Here is a 19,204-nt window from a genome sequence, read left to right as displayed (position 1 = left end):
CCAAGACAGAAAGAGCAGTTTGCCAATGTTTACGACCAGGCCGGAAATACTGGGCACCTTCGGTGTCGTGACCTCCACGCACTGGCTCGCTTCGGCGGCCGGAATGGCGATGCTGGAGCGCGGCGGCAATGCCTTCGATGCGGCGGCCGCCGCCGGTTTCGTCCTGCAGGTCGTGGAGCCGCACCTCGTGGGCCCATCCGGCGAGGTGCCCATCATCCTGCATTCGGCGCGCACCGGGAAAACCGAAGTGCTGTGCGGGCAGGGCGTGACGCCGCAAGCCGCAACGCTTGAAGCCTATACCGCGCTCGGCCTCGATCTCGTTCCGGGATCGGGCCTTCTGGCGACGGTCGTTCCGGGCGCGTTCGATGCCTGGATGGTGCTGTTGCGCGATCATGGCAGCATGAAGCTGCGCGACGTGATGGAGTCTGCAATCCACTACGCCCGCCACGGGCACCCGCTGCTGCCGCGCGTCGCCAACACCATCAAGGACAATGCCGAGTTTTTCGCCAGGGAATGGCCGACATCCTCGGCGACCTGGCTGCCGGGCGGCCAAGCGCCGGAAGCCAGGAAGCTGTTTCGCAATCCGGTCTTGGCCGATACCTACGAACGCATCGTCGCCGAAGCCGAAAACGCCGGCGGCAACCGCGAGGCCACCATCGAAAAAGCGCGCGACGCCTTCTATCGCGGTTTCGTTGCCGAGGCGATCGACCGTTTTTGCCGCAACACCGAGGCGATGGACACGAGCGGCCGCCGCCACAGGGGCCTTCTGACCGGCGACGACATGGCGCGCTGGAGCGCGACATATGAAGCGCCGCTGACATACGACTACCACGGCTGGACTGTCGCCAAGACCGGCCCGTGGGGGCAGGGGCCTGTCTTCCTGCAGACGCTTTCCCTCCTGAAGGACTTCGATATCGCCGCAATGAAGCCGGATGGCGTGGAATTCATCCATACCGTAACGGAAGCCATGAAGCTCGCTTTCGCGGACCGCGAGGTCTATTACGGCGACCCGGATTTTGTCGACGTTCCGATGGACACGCTGCTTTCCGAAGCCTACGCGACGCGGCGTCGCGAACTGATAGGGTCGCGAGCATCGTTCAAACTCGCGCCGGGAACGGTGCCCGGCTACGAGGCGCAGCGCCAGAAGGCTCTGTCGCAGGTCCGCTACGCCGGCGCGAGCGGCGATGCGGCGCCCGGCGCGGGCGAGCCGACAATGGCCCACCTTCGCACGGAAAAGCGCGGCGATACCGTCCACATCGACGTCATCGACCGCTGGGGCAACATGATCTCGGCCACGCCTTCGGGCGGATGGCTGCAGTCCTCGCCAGTGGTTCCCGAGCTGGGTTTCGCGCTGAACACGCGCGCCCAGATGTTCTGGCTCGAGCCGGGACTGCCCACCAGCATGGCGCCGCGCAAGCGCCCGCGCACAACACTGACGCCATCGCTGGCGCTGTTCGACGGCAAGCCGCGCATGGTTTTCGGGACGCCCGGCGGCGACCAGCAGGACCAATGGCAACTGGCGCTGTTCCTGCGCCGCGTCCATCACGGCCTGAACCTCCAGGAAGGCATCGACCTCCCGCTCTTCCACACCATGCATTTCCCCTCGTCGTTCTACCCGCGCGAAGCCATTCCGGGACGGCTGGTCGTCGAGGAAAGCTTCGGCCAATCCGTCATCGATGCGCTGAAGCAGCGCGGTCACGATGTGGAGATCGTTCCGCAATGGTCGGTCGGCCGCCTGACCGCGGCGGAGCGCGATCCGGACGGGATCCTGCACGCCGCCGCCACTCCGCGCCTGATGCAGGCCTATGCGATAGGCCGGTAGTGCCGGGATTATCCCTGGCCCCCAGCCCAGAATGTCTTCGACCTCCGCCTGAAAGTTTAATCCATGTTTGGCATTCCTCTTTTCGAACTGTCGTGGCTGATCATCGGCCTGGTCGCGGCAGGGGCCATAACGGGCCTTCTCGCCGGCCTGTTCGGCGTTGGCGGCGGCGCCGTGGCCGTGCCGATCCTCTATGAACTGTTCCGCTTCATGGAGGTGCCGGAAGAAGTGAGAATGCCGCTGTCGATAGGTACGTCGCTGGCCATCATCATCCCGACCTCGCTGCGCTCCTTCTACGCGCACCGTGCCAAGGGCATTGTCGACATGACTATCCTGAAGCAGTGGGCCGTCCCCGTGGTTGCGGGTGTGATGCTGGGCAGCCTGATCGCGCGCTACGCTCCCGCCGACCTGTTCAAGATCGTGTTCATCGTTGTCGCCGGCGTCTCGGCAATCAGGCTGCTTTTCGGCAACGAACGCTGGCGCATCGCGGATGACGTCCCGTCAGGCTGGTTCATGCGGGCGATCGGCTTCATCATCGGCGTCCTGTCGTCGCTTATGGGGATCGGCGGCGGCCAGTTGTCGAACCTGTTCATGACCTTTTACGGCCGTCCGATCCATCAGGCGGTTGCGACCTCGTCGGGGCTGGGCATCCTGATCTCCATTCCCGGCGCCTTGGGATACATCTATGCCGGCTGGCCGCGCGCCGCGCAGTTTCCGGATGTCGTTGCCCTGCAGCCGCCCATGAGTATCGGCTATGTCTCGCTGCTCGGCGTCATTCTTTTCATCCCGACCAGTGTTCTGGCCGCGCCGGTCGGCGTGAGGCTTGCGCATTCCCTGTCCAGGTCGCGCCTGGAAGTCGCCTTCGGCATATTCCTGCTTCTGGTCTGCCTGCGCTTCCTCGTCAGCGTGCTTACGTGAGAGATGGTCCCATGACGCCACCCATCCTGTCCGTCACGAAGCTGCGCACGTCGTTCCACAACAACAACATATGGACGCCCGTCATTCGCGATATCTCCTTCGACGTCGCCCCGAAAAGCACCGTCGCGATCGTCGGCGAGTCTGGTTCGGGCAAGAGCATGACGGCGCTTTCGATCATGCGCCTGCTGCCGGAAGGCAACAGCCGCGTCGAGGGCAAAGTCTCGCTCGCCGGCAAGTCTCTGCTCGATATCGGCGAGAAGGAGATGCGAAAAATTCGCGGCAACGAGATCGCCATGATCTTCCAGGAGCCGATGACCAGCCTCAATCCGAGCCTGACGATCGGCTTCCAGATCGCCGAAGCGCTGATGTGCCACCGCAACATGAGCCGGACTGAAGCCGAAGCGGAGGTGATCCGGCTGCTCGAGCGCGTGCGCATTCCCTCCGCGAAATCGCGCTTCAACGATTTTCCGCACCGCCTTTCCGGAGGCATGCGCCAGCGCGTGATGATCGCCATGGCGCTTGCCTGCAAACCCAAGCTCCTGATCGCCGACGAGCCGACGACAGCGCTCGATGTCACCATCCAGGCACAGATCCTCGAACTCATCCGCGACTTGCAGGACGAGGAGGGCATGGCGGTGCTCTTCATCACCCACGACATGGGCGTGGTGGCCGAGATCGCCGATCGAACCATTGTCATGTTGCGGGGGGAAATCGTCGAAAGTGGAGACACCACGGACATTTTCGCCCGCCCTGAACACGCCTACACACGTTCCCTGCTTTCGGCGGTGCCCAAGCTCGGTTCCATGACGGGAAAGTCGCGCCCCTTGCGCTTTCCCATCGTGGACCAGGTGACCGGTATCGCGACGGAGCCTGCGCCAGGTATCGATTCCGTCGATAACGCCCGCCCCATTCTCGAGGTGAAGAACCTCACCAAATATTTTGATATCCGCAAAGGCGCCTTGCGCGGGCTGACCGGCCGCGTCCATGCCATCGAAAACATCTCTTTCGCCATCCAGCCCGGCGAAACGCTGGCGCTCGTCGGCGAATCCGGCTGCGGCAAGTCGACCACAGGCCGCTCGATCGTACGCCTGACGGAGCCGACCAGCGGCTCCATTCGGCTGGCCGGGCAGGACATCCTGCAGATCGACAAGCCGTCCTTCCGCCATATGCGCCGGCGAATGCAGATGATTTTTCAGGATCCCTTTGCGAGCCTCAATCCGCGCATGCGCATCGGTGAAAGCATAGCCGAGCCGATGATCGCACACGCCACTGAAACGCCCAGGCGCGCACGCGAACGCGTCGGCGAGCTTTTGAGGGAGGTCGGCCTCGGCGCCGACGTCTATGATCGCTTCCCGCACGAGTTTTCCGGCGGCCAGCGCCAGCGCATCTGCATCGCGCGCGCCTTGTCGCTGGGACCGGACCTGATCGTGGCCGACGAAGCCGTTTCAGCGCTCGATGTGTCCATCAAGGCGCAGATAATCAATCTGATGCTCGATCTGCAGGAACGGCTGAAGCTGGCGTTCCTGTTCATTTCCCATGACATTGCCGTGGTGGAGCGGATCAGCCATCGCGTCGCGGTGATGTATCTCGGCGAAATCGTCGAGATCGGCTCGCGCGCCAGCGTCTTCGGCAATCCGCAGCATCCCTACACCAAACGGCTGCTTTCGGCCGTGCCCATCCCCGATCCCACCCATCGCGACACCAAGCGCCGGCTGGCCAACGAAGAACTGAAGAGTCCGATCCGCGCGATCGACTACCAGGCTCCGGTGCGGCCATTCAGGCAAATTGGCCCGAACCATATGGTGCAGGAGTGGGGTGCCGAATGGGCCTGATCTAGGGGATGACAATGTTGCCATTGTCAGATCGGATGTCCCTCGGCACGAGGCGGAGAGGTGAGCGATTTGAAGGTATTGGGAATCGACTTCACGTCCAGCCCGTGCCGGCGGAAGCCGCTCACCTGCCTTTATTGCACGTTCGAGGACGGAGTGCTGGAGGCTGGCGACCTCGAGGAATGGGCGAGTTTCGACCTGCTTGAGCGCGCCCTTCAAACGCCGGGGCCGTGGATCGCCGGCATCGACTTCCCGTTCGGACAGTCCCGAAAGTTCATCGAGAATATCGGTTGGTCGGGCAACTGGGCCGACTATGCAGCCCTGGCAGGCTCACTCGGCCGTGCCGAGTTTTGCGCGACGTTGAAGAACTACAGCGCGGCGCGGCCTTTCGGCGACAAGGAACATCGCCGCAAGACCGACATCGCGGCATCGTCGATCAGCCCGCAGAAGCTCCATGGAGTTCCGGTGGGGCTGATGTTCTTCGAGGGTGCACGGCGGCTGGTGGAGGCTGGCGTCACAATTCCCGGCCTTCGGCAGGGCGACCCGGAACGGATCGTCGTGGAGGCCTATCCTGGCGCGTTGGCCAGGCAATTGATTTCTCGAACCAGCTATAAGAACGACAGTCCCGGTAAACAGACGCAATCGCAGTTCGAAACGCGCCATCGGCTGCTGGCATCGATATTGGATGGCAGGTTGGAACGCTGCCATGCGGTGACGGTCAAGGCTCCGCGCAGCCTGGCGGACGACCCGACCGGCGACCAATTGGATGCTCTTCTCTGCGCGATCCAGGCGGCCTGGGCTTGGACGATGCGAAGCGAGCGATACGGCGCGCCGAAATCACTTGATCCGCTCGAAGGATGGATTGCGGATCCATCGCTTCGGCGGGAACCCGTTGGTTTGGTTCCCGCCTGATGCAACCACGAACCAACCTGGCTTCTACTCCGCGGGCCCTTGCGGGACCGGCTCGGCTCCGGCCGGACCGGCTTCCGGTCGCCTGCGCCGGAATGTCCTGCGCAGGGCGACGTAGAAGACGGGCGTCAGCAACAGGCCGAACAGCGTCACGCCAAGCATGCCGGAGAAGACGGCCGTGCCCAGCGACTGACGCATTTCCGCGCCCGGCCCGCTGGCGACCACCAACGGCACCACGCCCAGGATGAAGGCGAAGGCCGTCATCAGGATCGGCCGCAGCCGCAGCCGGCAGGCCTCGACGGCCGCTTCGACGGCGTCAAGGCCGCGTTCCTCGCCCTGGCGTGCGAACTCGACGATCAGGATCGCGTTCTTCGCGGCCAGGCCGATGAGCACGATCAGCCCGATCTGCACGAGGATGTTGTTGTCGAGCCCGCGGAAGGCGACGCCCAGCATGGCGCCCAGCACGCTGAGCGGGACAATGAGCACGATGGCGAAGGGCGTGATCCAGCTTTCGTAGAGCGCGGCGAGCGCCAAGAAGACGAACAGGGTCGACAGGCCGAAGATGAAGACCGCCGTGTTGCCGGTCTGCCGCTCCTGGAAGGCGAGTTCAGTCCATTCGAAGGATGTGCCCTGCGGCAGCGTTTCGTTTGCGATCCCCTCCATCAGGTCGAGCGCCGTGCCCGTGGCGACGCCCGGCGCGGCATTGCCTTGCAGCGGCACGGAGACATACATGTTGTAGCGCTGCACGAGCGACGGGCCGGTGACGTCGCGGATCTCGACCAGCGTGCCGAGCGGCACCAGGTCGCCGGCCGCCGAGCGCACTTTCAGCTTCAATATGTCGTCGCGCTCGATGCGGAAAGCCTGGTCGGCCTGCGCCCGCACCTGGTAGACGCGGCCGAAGGCGTTGAAGTCGTTGACATAGGCGGTGCCGAGATTGATCGACAGCGTCTCGAAGATGTTGGGGATCGGCACGTTCAGCATGCGTGCCTTGTCGCGGTCGATCTCCAGGAAGAACTGCGGGCTGGAGGCCGAGAAGGTGGTGAAGACGCCCATCAGGCCGGGCGTCTGGTTGGCCTTGCCCGCGATTTCCTGAGCCAGCGCCAGGATCGGCCGCATGTCGGCGCTGTTGCGCTCCTGCAGCATCATCTTGAAGCCGCCGGAGTTGCCGATGCCCCGCACTGGCGGCGGCGGCAGCGCAATGATGAAGGCCTCCTGGATGCTCTGCAGGCTGCCGAACAGCGTGCCGATGATCTTGTCGGAAGTATCGCCGCTCTCGAGCCGCTCCTCGAAGCTCTTGAACGGCGCAAAGATCACGCCGGAATTGCTGGCGTTGGTAAAGGTCGCACCGTTGAAGCCGGCAAAGGCCACGGCGTTGGCGACACCCGGAGTCTCGCGGATGACATCAGACGCTTTCTGGATGACCGCGTCCGTTCGCGCGAGCGAAGAGCCTTCCGGCAATTGCACGACGACGATCGCATAGCCCTGGTCCATGTTCGGAATGAAGCCGCGCGGCACCGTCTGCAGCATGTGATAGGTCGCGTAGAGCAGGGCCGCGAAGACGAGCAGCATGGCGATGAGCGCCAGCGTCGTGCCGACCAGCCTGTGCACCAGCCATGCATAGCCGTCCGCCATCCTGTCGAACCCGTTGTTGAACCCGTTCGCCAGGGCGCGGCCGAACCGTGCCAGGAAGAAATTCGAATGCTGCTCGCTGTGCGGCTTGAACAGCACGCCGGCGAGAGCCGGCGAGAGCGTCAGCGAGTTGAACGCCGAAATCGCGGTGGAGACCGCGATGGTAATGGCGAACTGCAGGTAGAACTGGCCGGAGATCCCGGGGATGAAAGCCGCGGGAACGAAGACGGAGATCAGCACCAGCGAGATGGCGAGGACCGCGTTTCCAACCTCATCCATGGTCTTGTGCGCCGCAGCGCGCGGAGCGAGCCCCAGCCTGATGTTGCGCTCGATATTTTCCACCACCACGATGGCGTCGTCGACGACGATGCCGACCGCCAGCACCAGCCCGAACAGAGTGAGCATGTTGAGCGAGAAGCCGAAGGCGAGCAGCACGGCCAGCGTTCCGATCAGCGAGACCGGTATCGCCACGATCGGCACGATCGCCATGCGCCACGACTGCAGGAAGACGATGATGACGATCACCACCAGCAGGATCGCCTCGGCGATGGTGACATAGACCTCGTTGATCGATTCGGCGATGAACTCGGTCGGATTGTAGATGATCTCGTAGGCGAGCCCCTTCGGGAAATCCTTCGAAAGCTCCGCGATGGTGTTCTGGATTTCTTCCGCCGAGGCCAAAGCATTGGTGCCCGGCCGCTGGAAGATGCCGAGCGCCACTGCGGCCTTGTTGTTCAGATAGGAATTGGTGACGTAGTCCTTCGCGCCGAGTTCTATGCGCGCCACGTCCTGCAGTGAGATCAGGCGGCCGTCCTCGGTCGATTTGACGATGACGTAGCGGAAGTCGCGCGCGTCTTCGAAGCGCCCTTGCGTGGTGACCGTGTACTGGAAGGCAGAGCCGTTGCCGATCGGCGGAGCGCCGATCGAGCCGCCGGACACCTGCACGTTCTGATCGCGCAGCGCCTGGACCACATCGCCTGCGGTCATGCCGTAGGCGGACAGCTTTTCCGGGTCGAGCCAGACGCGCAGCGAATATTCGCGCTCGCCGAAGATCTGCACGTCGCCGACGCCGTCCAGTCTCAACAAGATGTCGCGCACCCGCGAGCGCGCATAGTTGGAGACGTAGAGCTGGTCGTATGTGTCGTCGGGCGACAGCATATGGATGACCATCATCAGGTCGGGCGAGCTCTTCGCCGTGGTGATGCCGAGCCGGCGCACCTCTTCCGGCAGGCGCGCTTCGGCGATCGAGACGCGGTTCTGGACCAGCACCTGCGCCGCGTCGAGATCGGTGCCCGGGCGGAAGGTGATGGTGAGCGACATCGACCCTTCGCCGGAGGAATAGGACGACATGTAGAGCATGTGCTCCACGCCGTTGATTTCCTGTTCGATCGGTGTCGCCACGGTCGCAGCGACGGTTTCGGCGTCGGCGCCCGGATAGGAGGCGCGCACCACGATGGTCGGCGGCGCGATCTCGGGATATTGCGCGACCGGAAGCTGCGTGTAGGCGATGCCGCCGACGATCAGGAGCACGATCGACAGCACCGCCGCGAAGATCGGGCGGTTGACGAAGAAATGGGCGAAATTCATTGCGTCTGCTCTTCGGTTTCCGCCTTGGGCGGCAAGGTCGTCATCTCGGGCTTGACGGTGACGCCCGGCCGCACTCGCACCAACCCGTTCACCACCACGGTCTCTTCGCCGGTGAGGCCCTCGCGAATGACGCGATAGCCGTCGATACGCGGGCCGGTGCGCACAGGCTTGGCCGATACCAGGCCTGCCTCGTCGACGACGAAGACGATGCGGCGGTTCTGGTCGGCACCGATCGCATCGTCCGGCAGAAGCACGCCCGGATGCGGCAGCGAACCGGGCACGTTGATGCGTCCGAACATGCCGGGCTGTAGCACGCCGTCCTTGTTGTCGAAGCGCGCCCTGACCCGCATCGTGCCGGTCGCCTCGTCCAGGCGGTTCTCGGCGAAGTCGAGCTTGCCGTTGAACACCGCTTCACTGCGGTCGGCGACACGGACGACCACATCGATGCCGCCGGCGCCCTCCTGCATGACACCGCCGCGCTCGCGGGCATCGCGCGCATAAGCGAAGTAGGCCCGCTCGTCGATGTCGAAATAGAAGTCGATCGGGTCGATCGAGACGATGGTGGTCAGCACGGTCTGGTCGGCCTGCACCAGATTGCCGGGCGAGACGAGCCGGCGATCGACGCGGCCGGAAAATGGCGCCCTGATCTCGGTGAATTCGAGATTGAGGCTGGCGTTGGCAAGTGCGGCCTCTGCGCCGTCCAGTTGCGCTTGGGCGGCAAGATGTTCGCGGCGACGGTCGTCCAGCGTCGAAACCGGGATGTTGCCGTCGCGCGACAGGGTCTCGGCGCGCTCGAACTGCATCTTGCTGAATTCGACCAGGGTCTTGGCCGAATCGACCTGCGCCTGCGCCTGGCTCAGCGCCGCCTTGAAAGGACGCTGGTCGATGGTGAACAGGAGATCGCCCTGCTTGACCAGCGTGCCGTCCTGGAAGTGGACCTGGTCGAGATAGCCGCCGACGCGGGAACGCAGCGAAACCTCGTCGACGGCCTCGAAACGGCCGACGAACTCGTCATCCTCGACTATGTCGCGCACCAGCGGCTTGGCGACGGTGACGACGGGAGCGGGAGGAGCTTCCTGCGCCTGTGCGGCCGGCAGCGCAAATGAGCTCGCTAAAGCCAGCGCCGCGGCGGCTAACCATTTTGAAAGAACGGTTCGTCTGGAGGGGGCGGCCAGAGAATCGTGGCGGATACGTGCAATTCGAACCATCGTGTACCCCTCGTAATTGGTTCCTTCATGCGAAGTCCGTAACATCTAGGTAGCGGGTGTGCACCGCACAAATCAATCTTTTTGAAGTGACCACCACAAGCCACCACTCCTGACATTTGTCTGGAGACGCCGGCTCTTGGCGCTATTTCTCCCTTTTCGCTTTCGCGGAATGTTGACGCCGGCCCTTGACCTTCCAGTCACTGGAAGCCCTATCTTGCCGTCACTACATTCGAAAGGCGCAGGAAAAATCATGGATCACGGTCACCAGCACCATCACCATTCCCATGAAGCAGCGGACGCGGTTACGCGCGATCCGGTCTGCGGAATGACCGTCGATCCTGCCGCCGGCAAGCCGTCCACGCATTACCACGGTCACGATTACCATTTCTGCAGCGCATCGTGCCGGGAAAAATTCGTCAAGTCGCCGGAAACCTACCTGGAGGCGGTCGACCCGGTATGCGGCATGAAGGTCGATCGTTCGACGGCCAGGTATTTCGAGCGCCATGAAGGGAAGGGCTATTATTTCTGCTCGGCCGGATGTCAGAAGAAATTCGAGGCCTCGCCGGAGACCTATCTCGGCGACCGTCCGGCGCCCGAGCCGATGCCGGCCGGAACTCAATACACCTGCCCGATGCATCCGGAGATCGTCCGCGACAAGCCCGGCTCGTGCCCGATATGCGGGATGGCGCTGGAGCCGATGGGCGTGCCGACCGGCGAAGAAGGTCCTAATCCCGAACTGGTCAATTTCACCAGGCGCTTCTGGGTCAGCGCGGCATTGTCGATCCCGCTTCTCATCCTCACAATGGGGCCGATGCTCGGGCTTCCGGTTCGCGAATGGATTGGCGAGCAGGTCTCCGTCTGGCTCGAACTCGCGCTGGCGACGCCGGTGGTCCTGTGGGCGGCGCTGCCCTTCTTCCATCGCGGCTTCGAATCGATCGTCAACCGCAGCCCCAACATGTGGACGCTGATCTCGCTCGGCGTCGGCGCGGCCTACGGCTACAGCGTCGTCGCCACGCTGTTCCCGGACGTGTTTCCGCATTCCTTCCGCGGCCATGGCGGCACAGTGCCGGTCTATTTCGAGGCGGCGAGCGTCATCGTCGCGCTGGTCTTCCTTGGCCAGGTTCTGGAACTCAAGGCGCGCGAGCGCACCGGCTCGGCCATCCGCGCGCTGCTCGACCTTGCGCCGAAAACCGCGCGGCGGATCGGCAAGGACGGCTCGGAAACCGACGTGCCGCTGGATGAGGTCCATGTGGGCGATCTCCTGCGCATCCGCCCCGGCGACAGCGTGCCCGTCGATGGCGTGGTCGGCGAAGGCCGCTCGTCGGTCGACGAATCCATGATCACCGGCGAAGCCGTGCCGGTCGAGAAGACCGCCGGCGACCGCCTGACCGGCGGCACGCTCAACAAGAACGGCACGCTGGTCATGCGCGCCGAGAAGGTCGGAGCGGACACCGTGCTCTCGCAGATCGTCGAACTCGTCGCCAAGGCGCAGCGCAGCCGGGCGCCGATCCAGGGCCTCGCCGACAAGGTCTCGTTCTATTTCGTGCCGGCGGTGGTTCTGGTCGCGATCGTTTCCTTCATAGTCTGGGCGGTCTTCGGCCCCCAGCCGAGCATGGTCTTCGCGCTGGTCTCGGCCGTCTCGGTGCTCATCATCGCCTGTCCCTGTGCGCTCGGCCTGGCGACGCCGATGTCGATCATGACCGCGACCGGCAGGGGCGCGCAGGCCGGCGTGCTGATCAAGGACGCCGAAGCGCTCGAGCGCTTCGCCAAGGTCGACACGCTGATCGTCGACAAGACGGGAACGCTGACCGAAGGCCGGCCGGTGCTGACCGATGTCGTCGCCGCGGAAGGTTTTGACGAAAACGAAGTGCTGGCGCTCGCCGCCGGCCTGGAGAAGGCGTCGGAGCATCCGCTCGCCGAAGCCATCGTCGAGGGCGCCAAGGAGCGGGGCGTAAAGCCTGCCGAAGCCTCCGACTTCGACGCCGTTACCGGCAAGGGCGTCAAGGGCACAGTCTCCGGCAAGGCGGTGAGCCTCGGCAATGCGATGATGATGCAGGAGGTCGGCATTGACGACACTGGGCTTGCCGGCCGGGCCGATGCGTTGCGCACCGACGGCAAGACGGCGATGTTCGTCGCTGTCGGCGGGCGGCTCGCCGGCATCGTCGCGGTCGCCGACCCGGTCAAGGCGACCACCGCCGAGGCGATCGAGGCCCTGCATCGCAGCGGGCTGAAGATCATCATGGCCACCGGCGACAATGAGCGCACGGCACGCGCGGTCGCTGCAAAGCTCGGCATCGACGACATCCGCGCCGACATATTGCCGGAAGGCAAGAAGACGCTGATCGACGAACTGCGCGCCGCCGGCGCCCGCATCGCCATGGCCGGCGACGGCGTCAACGACGCGCCGGCGCTGGCTGCCGCCGATGTCGGCATCGCCATGGGCACGGGGGCGGACGTTGCTGTCGAAAGCGCCGGCATCACGCTGGTCAAGGGCGATCTCAACGGCATCGTCCGGGCCCGGACACTGTCGCAGGGCACGATCCGCAACATCAAGCAGAACCTGTTCCTGGCCTTCGTCTACAACGCGGTCGGCGTGCCCGTGGCCGCCGGCGTGCTCTATCCGGTGTTCGGCACGCTGCTCTCGCCGATGATCGCTGCCGCCGCCATGAGCCTGTCGTCGGTCTCCGTCATCAGCAACGCGCTCAGGCTCCGCACCATCAAGCTCTGAAAGGAACATCATGAACATAGGCGACGCATCGGAGCGTTCGGGCCTGCCGGCCAAGACGATCCGCTACTACGAGGATATAGGCCTCCTGAAGCCCGGCCGCTCCGGCAACGGCTATCGCGATTATTCGACCGCCGACGTCCACCGGCTGAAATTCCTGCAGCGTTCGCGCAGCCTAGGCTTCTCCGTCGAGGAGTGCCGGCAGCTTCTCTCGCTCTATGGCGACAGCCACCGCGAGAGCGCCGACGTGAAGGCCATCGCCGAGGTCAAGCTCGTCGAGATCGACCGCAAGATCGCCGAACTCGTCGGCCTGCGCGAAACCCTGAAGCATCTCGTCGACCATTGTCACGGCGACGAGCGTCCGGAATGCCCGATCCTCGACGGCCTGTCCGGCGAGGAAGACCCCAATTGACCGCCCACTGACCAACCAATCGACCACGCACTGAAAAACGGCCCGCCAGCGGCCGCGAAAATCCGACCACGAAAGGAACCTTCATGACCAGAATCTTCTCAGCTCTCTCCGCCGCCGCGCTTCTCGCCCTCGCGCTATCCGCCCCGGCAATCGCCCAGACCGACCATAGCGGGCACGCAACGACCGAGGCCGCCGCGCCCGCCACGGATGCGACGACGGCCTATAAGGCGGCCAACGACAAGATGCATGGCGCGATGTCGGCGATCGAATACAGGGGCGACGCCGACATCGACTTCGCACGCGGCATGATTCCGCACCACCAGGCGGCGATCGACATGGCCCGCATCGTTCTGGAGCACGGCAAGGACGCCGAGATCCGCAAGCTCGCCGAGGAAATCATCGAAGCCCAGGAGCGCGAGATCAAGCAACTCGAAACCTGGCTGGCGGGGCGCGCGAAGTGAGGGTGGAGGTCTGCGCGGCCTCTTACCCGCCAAGCGCCCTCGTGGTTCGACAGGCTCACCATGAGGTCTACTGAAAACGCCACGCCCGCTAACCACCAATGTTTACGACGAATTCCGCCGTTCCCGACACGAAGCTCCCAACGTTGCAGGGTAGGCGCGGCGAGCCCCAAACCCCCTCATGGTGAGCTTGTCGAACCACGGGTTTGGGGCCAGCGCCTGAGCTTGCAAAGAGGCAGGCAGGTGAGGGGCGGCGCAAACCGAAAACGAATTCAACCCGGCCCCACCGGCTCCTTGTGCTTCCTCGCCTCCCGCTGCCGCTGGATGGCGTCGCTGAAGGCGGCGGCGAGGATTCCGGTTGGCATGGCTATGAGCCCGATGCCGGTGATCGCGGTCAGGCCGGCCAGAACCCTGCCGATCACCGTCACCGGTATGACGTCGCCATAGCCGACGGTGGTCAGCGTAGCGATCGACCACCACATCGCGCGCGGGATACTGCCGAACGTCGCCGGCTGGGCGTCACCTTCGACGATGTAAAGCAGCGTCGAGGAGGTCAAAAGCAGCATGCCGGCGATCGCCAGGCTCATCAAAAGCTCGTAGCGGCGCGACTTGACCGCCTCCGCCATTGCCCGGATAGCCGAGGAATAGCGCCCGAGCTTGGCCAGAGAGAGGATGCGGATCAGCCGGAACAGCCGCAGGATCGACGTCTCATTGCCAAAGAAGGTCAGGAACAGGGTCGACATGGCAAGGAGATCGATGATCGCGGGCGGCGAAAGGATGTAGCGGACATAGCCGCGCAGCCCGCCGCGATAGGCGGGGTTTTCAGCCGAGGTCCAGATCCGCGCAAGATATTCGAGCAGGAAGATGAAGCCGAATCCCATCTCGGCGGCGAAGAACCATTTCTCCCGGCCCCGATGGATTTCCGGCTCGCTTTCGAACACTGCGACCGCCACGGCGAGGCAGATCACCACGACGATGAAGCGATTGAGCGGCGACAGCCCGGTCTTGTGCCAGGCGGCCGGCTGGAGGTTCCGGTACAGCCATTTGCGCAGACCGGCGATTTCCTGGACCGAAATATCGCTCATGAATTTGGCGGCCTAAACGAACGGTTTTCCGACCCGGTATTTCTCCGGGATGAGCCGCTTCAGATAGGCCATGCCCGTGTCCGAAAGCTGGTTGGCGTCGGACTGCATGAAATCGTCGGGCATGTGGCGGGTCTTGCCCGCGACCGCATCGAGCGGCACCTGGCGCATCACCGTCTTGCCGCCCTCATGTTTCAGCGCGACCGATCCGCCCCCGCGCGCCGCCACTTCGACGGCGAAGGCGCCGGCCTCGAACGCCTCGCTCGAATCCGTGCTGTTGATGGCGCCGACATAGCCGCGCGGCATGTAGCCCAGCGCATCGACGCGCGCCCGTTTCCCCGGCAGCCCTTCCGCGAGCATCCGCTCGAACGCCATGTTAAGGTCGCTGCCCGAAAGTTTGATGTTGCCGTGCGCGTCGCGCTCCAGCTTGTCGGCCGGGACGATGCTCTCCACGAGCGCGCGCCCGTCCTCGGTCGTCACGCCCTCGGAGACGGCGACGATGCAGCGCTTGTGGCGGTCGAGCGTCATTCGCACATCGTCGATGAACCGCGGCGCCGAGAAGGGACGCTCCGGCACATAAACCAGATGCGGGCCGCTGTCCTCATCCGCGCGCCATGCGGCGGCCGCGGCGGTGAGGAAGCCGGCGTGCCGGCCCATGACGATGCCGACATAGACGCCGGGCAGCGCGCGGAAGTCGAGGTCGACGCTGAGGAATGCGCCGGCCACGAATTCGCCCGCCGAGATGAAGCCCGGCGTGTGGTCGTTTTCCATCAGATCGTTGTCGATGGTCTTCGGCGCGTGAACGAAGGCGATCGATCCGCCCGAAGCGTCGGTCAGGATCTGCTGCGTACCCGAGGTGTCGTTGCCGCCGATATAGATGAAGGCGTCGGCGCCTGCCTTTTTCAGGCCAGCCAGCACCAGGTCGCAATAGGCGGCGTCCGGCTTGTCGCGGGTCGAGCCGAGGGCAGCACCTGGCGTCGCGCCGATGAGCTTCAACTGATCCTCCGGAATTCCGGAAAGGTCGACGTAGTCGCCATCCCTGATCCCGCGAACGCCGTGCCGCGAACCCAGCACTTTTGCGCCGGGATGGCGGCGGCGAATTTCAAGCGCTGCGCCCACCACCGTCTGGTTGATCACGGCGGTCGGGCCGCCGCCTTGGGCGATCACGAATGTTTCGGGCATTTGGCGTCTTTCCCCGCTTTGTTTGACCCAACATTGGCGTTTCCGCGCGCCTTGCGCAACCTTGTGAACAAATTCTGCGCGGTCCGGCCGCGCCTGTCGCGCTAAGAGGCCGTTTGAGAATTCGCTCCGGGGCAGATCATGCGGCAAGCAATTGCTGCCCGCCGGAGCAGAATTATCAAACGGTCTCTAACCGCTTGGGCCCATTCAAAGTTTTCCGTGTCATATACATGGACAGGGCCGACGTTTATCCTACACGCCTGCGGAGCCGCGCGTGGTGCCGACCGGAAGACGATTTCATTCAAGGGGTTGAAATGACAAAGAATTCATCGCTTCAAGCGCGCCGGGTCGCCGCCGTGCCGCGCGGCGTCGGCACCGCCTTTCCGGTGTTCGCAAGCCGCGCCGAAGGTTCGGAACTCTGGGACGTCGACGGTAACCGCTACATCGATTTCGCCGGCGGCATAGCCGTTTTGAACACCGGCCACCGTCATCCGAAAGTGATCGCCGCGGTGCGCCAGCAGCTCGACAGCTACACCCACACCGCGTTCCAGATCGTGCCCTACGAACCCTATATCGCGCTCTGCGAGCGGCTGAACGGGCTTGCGCCTTTCTCGGGCGAGGCGAAGACCATCCTGTTCTCGACCGGGGCAGAAGCCGTTGAAAACGCAGTGAAAATAGCACGTGCCGCGACCGGCCGCCCGGGCATCATCGCCTTCGGCGGCGGTTTCCACGGCCGCACCATGATGACCATGGCGCTGACCGGCAAGGTCGCGCCCTACAAGAAGAAGTTCGGGCCGATGCCCGGCGGCGTCTATCATCTGCCGTTCCCGATCCCGCAGGACGGCGTCACCGTCGCCGATACGATGCGGGCCCTGGATCTGCTGTTCCGCGCCGACATCGAGCCGGCGCATGTGGCGGCCATCATCATCGAGCCGGTGCAGGGCGAAGGCGGTTTCCACCCGGCCCCCACCGAATTGTTGCAGGCGCTGCGCAAAGTCTGCGACGAGCACGGCATCCTGCTGATCGCCGACGAGATCCAGACCGGCTTCGCCCGCACCGGAAAGATGTTCGGCATAGAAAACAGTGGGATAGAGCCCGACCTGGTCACCATAGCCAAGTCGCTCGCCGGCGGCTTTCCGCTGTCCGGCGTCATCGGCCGCGCCGCTGTCATGGACGGCCCGGAGCCCGGCGGCCTCGGCGGCACCTATGCCGGCAGCCCGATCGCATGTGCTGCGGCGTTAGCCGTCCTCGACGTCATCGCCGAAGAGCGCCTGATCGACCGCGCGAACGTGCTGGGCGAGCGAATCAGGGGCGAACTGGCGCGCATCGCGCAGCGCAACGACACAGTTCCCATGGCCGCCATCCGCGGGCCGGGAGCGATGGTGGCGTTCGATATCGTCAAAGGCCGCGGCGGCGCCGAGCCCGACGCCGACGCGACCAAACGGGTGACCCAGGCCGCGATCGCGGAAGGGCTGGTGCTGATCTCCTGCGGCGTCCATGCCAACACCATCCGCATCCTGATGCCGCTCACCATCTCGGACGCGGTCCTGGCCGAAGGCATGGGCAAGCTGGAGAAGGCGCTGGTTGCGGCGAACGCCTAGCCAGATGGCTAAACCACCACGATCGGCGTTTTCCCGGTAACCCGGTTGTAGAGGTCGATCACATCCTGGTTGATCATGCGCACGCAGCCCGACGACATGGCCTGACCGATGGTGTGCCATTCGGGCGAGCCGTGGACGCGGAAGCCTGTGTCCTGGCCGTCCTTGAAGATGTAGAGCGCGCGTGCGCCGAGAGGGTTGTCCAGCCCGCCGGGCTGGCCGCCGCGCCATTTCTCCAGTTCCGGCCGGCGCGCGATCATTTCCGGCGGAGGCGTCCAGGTCGGCCATTTCTTGCCGTACTGGATGTTGGCCCGGCCCGACCAGACGAAGCCATCCTTGCCGATGCCGACGCCGTAGCGGATGGCGTCGCCGCCCGGCTGGACCCAATAAAGATGGCGCTCCTGCAAATGCACCACGATCGTGCCGGGCTGCTCGCCGGTCGGATCGACGACAATCTGGCGGCGCCACTTCGGATCGACCTTCTCGAACGGGATTTCCGGAAGAACGAAACTTTCGTCGGTGAACGAGGCGTACATCAGTTCCGGGCGCGTCACGCGGCTGTCGACGCTGATGCGCGGGCGGATCGTTCCGGTCGTGAACTCATCCACTTCGAGCGCCGCAAGGTCGAGCGAGCGCGAACAGCCCGTCGCCAGCAGTGCGGCGGAGCCGAGGGCTAACATCGCCGTTCGGCGGGACAAGCGGTCGGATTGCGGATGTGATGGGATTGCGGATTCGGACGACGCGGGAGACTCGGACACTGGGACACTTCCACGATTTGACACGCGCTTTGGCGCTCGCAGAAATCCGCGATCAAAGCTTATCCGGCATTTTCACCAATCATGGTTGAGAAACCGTGAATCAGAAAAGCCTTTGAACGTCAGCAGCTTGCACGAATTAAGCCGGTTTGCCCGCGCTGGCTCGCTGCCGCGACACAGCATTACCCCGGCGCAGACACAATCTCGGCAAAAGCCACGCCCAGCATGCGGTGCTGGCTGCTCGAGGGGAAAATGGGCGCGACGTTAACATCAGATACTGTCTTGGCTTGTGCCGCGCTCGGGGCTGACGTCAGCCTCGCGGAGATCGCCGGCTTGGTCGCGGGGGATTATTGATGCGACACCCGCGCCACGCCGAAGAAACACGTCCGCAAACTTCGCCCTTTACATCGCCGCGATGGCAGGGATTTATCCTTTCCTTTGAGCAAAGGAGACATCCATGCCGATTGAAACCTGGGCAGCCTTCGCCGCGGCAACATCCGTCCTCCTGATCATTCCGGGCCCGACCATTCTGCTGGTCGTCTCCTACGCGCTCGGACAGGGCTGGCGCACGGCGCTGCCGGTGGCAGTCGGCGTGGCGCTCGGCGACTTCACAGCAATGACCCTGTCGATGCTCGGCATCGGCGCGCTGCTTGCGGCTTCGGCCACCGTCTTCACCATCCTGAAATGGATCGGCGCGGCCTATCTCATCTATCTCGGCATCAAGCTGTTCAGGGCGGGCGGCGCCTTGCGGGCGAATCCGCGAACCGGCGCGGTTTCAGCCGCGAAGATGGTGGGCCATGCCTGGCTGGTCACCGCCCTCAATCCCAAGAGTATCACCTTCTTCGTGGCGTTCCTGCCGCAGTTCCTGAACCGCGACGCGGATTTCTTCACCCAGATGCTGATCTTCGAGGCCACCTTCCTGATCCTGGCTTTCGTCAACGCCTTCGGCTATGCGCTGGTGGCGGCGCGGGCGCGCAGCCTCGTGCGCAATCCGAGGGCCATCGGCATTTTCAACCGGACCGGCGGATCGCTGCTGATCGGCGCCGGCATCGCGACCGTCGCGATGCGGTCCGGCAACTGACGGCTCTCGCCCGCC

14 protein-coding genes are annotated in these 19,204 nt (G+C 64.3%); 9 read left to right on the top strand and 5 right to left on the bottom strand.

The window, feature by feature from the left end:
- The first annotated feature begins 19 nt into the window (after positions 1–19).
- The 4 genes from ACG873_RS20045 to ACG873_RS20030 all read left to right on the top strand — a co-directional run bounded on the left by ACG873_RS20045 (position 20) and on the right by ACG873_RS20030 (position 5,478).
- The gene (locus ACG873_RS20045) at positions 20–1,822 is read left to right on the top strand and encodes a gamma-glutamyltransferase family protein (RefSeq protein WP_394887009.1); all 1,803 of its coding nucleotides are present in this window, start codon (positions 20–22) and stop codon (positions 1,820–1,822) included.
- Positions 1,823–1,885: 63 nt separating this feature from the next.
- Entirely contained in the window at positions 1,886–2,737 is an 852-nt protein-coding gene (locus ACG873_RS20040; RefSeq protein ID WP_394887007.1) for a sulfite exporter TauE/SafE family protein, read from the top strand.
- Positions 2,738–2,748: 11 nt separating this feature from the next.
- Positions 2,749–4,569: an ABC transporter ATP-binding protein gene (locus ACG873_RS20035; protein WP_394887005.1), complete on the top strand. Its 1,821-nt coding sequence runs from the start codon at positions 2,749–2,751 to the stop codon at positions 4,567–4,569.
- Positions 4,570–4,629: 60 nt separating this feature from the next.
- A complete protein-coding gene (locus ACG873_RS20030; protein WP_394887003.1) occupies positions 4,630–5,478 on the top strand; it encodes a DUF429 domain-containing protein in 849 nt (282 codons plus the stop codon).
- A gap of 24 nt (positions 5,479–5,502) precedes the next feature.
- Here ACG873_RS20030 and ACG873_RS20025 read toward each other — a convergent pair whose 3' ends face one another.
- Positions 5,503–8,691 carry an efflux RND transporter permease subunit gene (locus ACG873_RS20025; protein ID WP_394887001.1) on the bottom strand — a complete coding sequence of 1,063 codons (3,189 nt, stop codon included), beginning with the start codon at positions 8,689–8,691 and terminating at the stop codon, positions 5,503–5,505.
- A complete protein-coding gene (locus ACG873_RS20020; protein WP_394886999.1) occupies positions 8,688–9,899 on the bottom strand; it encodes an efflux RND transporter periplasmic adaptor subunit in 1,212 nt (403 codons plus the stop codon). Before ACG873_RS20020 ends, ACG873_RS20025 begins: the two co-directional genes overlap by 4 nt.
- A gap of 250 nt (positions 9,900–10,149) precedes the next feature.
- Here ACG873_RS20020 and ACG873_RS20015 point away from each other — a divergent pair, with 250 nt between their 5' ends.
- The 3 genes from ACG873_RS20015 to ACG873_RS20005 all read left to right on the top strand — a co-directional run bounded on the left by ACG873_RS20015 (position 10,150) and on the right by ACG873_RS20005 (position 13,497).
- Positions 10,150–12,627, top strand: coding sequence for a heavy metal translocating P-type ATPase (locus ACG873_RS20015; protein ID WP_394886998.1), 2,478 nt, complete (start codon positions 10,150–10,152; stop codon positions 12,625–12,627).
- A 10-nt stretch (positions 12,628–12,637) separates the two neighbouring features.
- A complete protein-coding gene (cueR, locus tag ACG873_RS20010; RefSeq protein WP_394886996.1) occupies positions 12,638–13,036 on the top strand; it encodes a Cu(I)-responsive transcriptional regulator in 399 nt (132 codons plus the stop codon).
- An 83-nt stretch (positions 13,037–13,119) separates the two neighbouring features.
- Positions 13,120–13,497 carry a DUF305 domain-containing protein gene (locus ACG873_RS20005; RefSeq protein WP_394886995.1) on the top strand — a complete coding sequence of 126 codons (378 nt, stop codon included), beginning with the start codon at positions 13,120–13,122 and terminating at the stop codon, positions 13,495–13,497.
- Positions 13,498–13,766: 269 nt separating this feature from the next.
- Here the strand turns inward: ACG873_RS20005 and ACG873_RS20000 are convergent, their stop codons facing one another.
- Positions 13,767–14,579: an ion transporter gene (locus ACG873_RS20000; protein WP_394886993.1), complete on the bottom strand. Its 813-nt coding sequence runs from the start codon at positions 14,577–14,579 to the stop codon at positions 13,767–13,769.
- Positions 14,580–14,591: 12 nt separating this feature from the next.
- Positions 14,592–15,758, bottom strand: coding sequence for a diphosphate--fructose-6-phosphate 1-phosphotransferase (locus ACG873_RS19995; RefSeq protein ID WP_394886992.1), 1,167 nt, complete (start codon positions 15,756–15,758; stop codon positions 14,592–14,594).
- 311 nt (positions 15,759–16,069) lie between these two features.
- Here ACG873_RS19995 and gabT point away from each other — a divergent pair, with 311 nt between their 5' ends.
- Positions 16,070–17,356, top strand: coding sequence for a 4-aminobutyrate--2-oxoglutarate transaminase (gene gabT, locus ACG873_RS19990; protein WP_394886990.1), 1,287 nt, complete (start codon positions 16,070–16,072; stop codon positions 17,354–17,356).
- An 8-nt stretch (positions 17,357–17,364) separates the two neighbouring features.
- On the opposite strand, the gene ACG873_RS19985 is transcribed toward gabT, so the two are convergent.
- The gene (locus ACG873_RS19985) at positions 17,365–18,111 is read right to left on the bottom strand and encodes a L,D-transpeptidase (RefSeq protein WP_394886988.1); all 747 of its coding nucleotides are present in this window, start codon (positions 18,109–18,111) and stop codon (positions 17,365–17,367) included.
- 454 nt (positions 18,112–18,565) lie between these two features.
- Here ACG873_RS19985 and ACG873_RS19980 point away from each other — a divergent pair, with 454 nt between their 5' ends.
- Positions 18,566–19,189, top strand: a complete 624-nt coding sequence (locus ACG873_RS19980; RefSeq protein ID WP_394886987.1) for a LysE family translocator — start codon at positions 18,566–18,568, stop codon at positions 19,187–19,189.
- The last annotated feature ends 15 nt before the right edge of the window (positions 19,190–19,204 follow it).

The organism is Allomesorhizobium aridi (assembly GCF_043769475.1).
Lineage (GTDB): Bacteria > Pseudomonadota > Alphaproteobacteria > Rhizobiales > Rhizobiaceae > Allomesorhizobium.
The sequence above is the reverse complement of the archived record's forward strand: the minus strand, read 5'-3'. Positions and strand labels throughout refer to the sequence as shown.

Coding starts and splice junctions, on each gene's coding strand:
- ACG873_RS20000 (WP_394886993.1), bottom strand. CDS start 14,579: ATGAGCGATATTTCGGTCCAGGAAATCGCCGGTCTGCGCAAATGGCTG.
- ACG873_RS20040 (WP_394887007.1), top strand. CDS start 1,886: ATGTTTGGCATTCCTCTTTTCGAACTGTCGTGGCTGATCATCGGCCTG.
- ACG873_RS20025 (WP_394887001.1), bottom strand. CDS start 8,691: ATGAATTTCGCCCATTTCTTCGTCAACCGCCCGATCTTCGCGGCGGTG.
- ACG873_RS19980 (WP_394886987.1), top strand. CDS start 18,566: ATGCCGATTGAAACCTGGGCAGCCTTCGCCGCGGCAACATCCGTCCTC.
- ACG873_RS20005 (WP_394886995.1), top strand. CDS start 13,120: ATGACCAGAATCTTCTCAGCTCTCTCCGCCGCCGCGCTTCTCGCCCTC.
- cueR (WP_394886996.1), top strand. CDS start 12,638: ATGAACATAGGCGACGCATCGGAGCGTTCGGGCCTGCCGGCCAAGACG.
- ACG873_RS20015 (WP_394886998.1), top strand. CDS start 10,150: ATGGATCACGGTCACCAGCACCATCACCATTCCCATGAAGCAGCGGAC.
- ACG873_RS19995 (WP_394886992.1), bottom strand. CDS start 15,758: ATGCCCGAAACATTCGTGATCGCCCAAGGCGGCGGCCCGACCGCCGTG.
- ACG873_RS20035 (WP_394887005.1), top strand. CDS start 2,749: ATGACGCCACCCATCCTGTCCGTCACGAAGCTGCGCACGTCGTTCCAC.
- ACG873_RS20020 (WP_394886999.1), bottom strand. CDS start 9,899: ATGGTTCGAATTGCACGTATCCGCCACGATTCTCTGGCCGCCCCCTCC.
- gabT (WP_394886990.1), top strand. CDS start 16,070: ATGACAAAGAATTCATCGCTTCAAGCGCGCCGGGTCGCCGCCGTGCCG.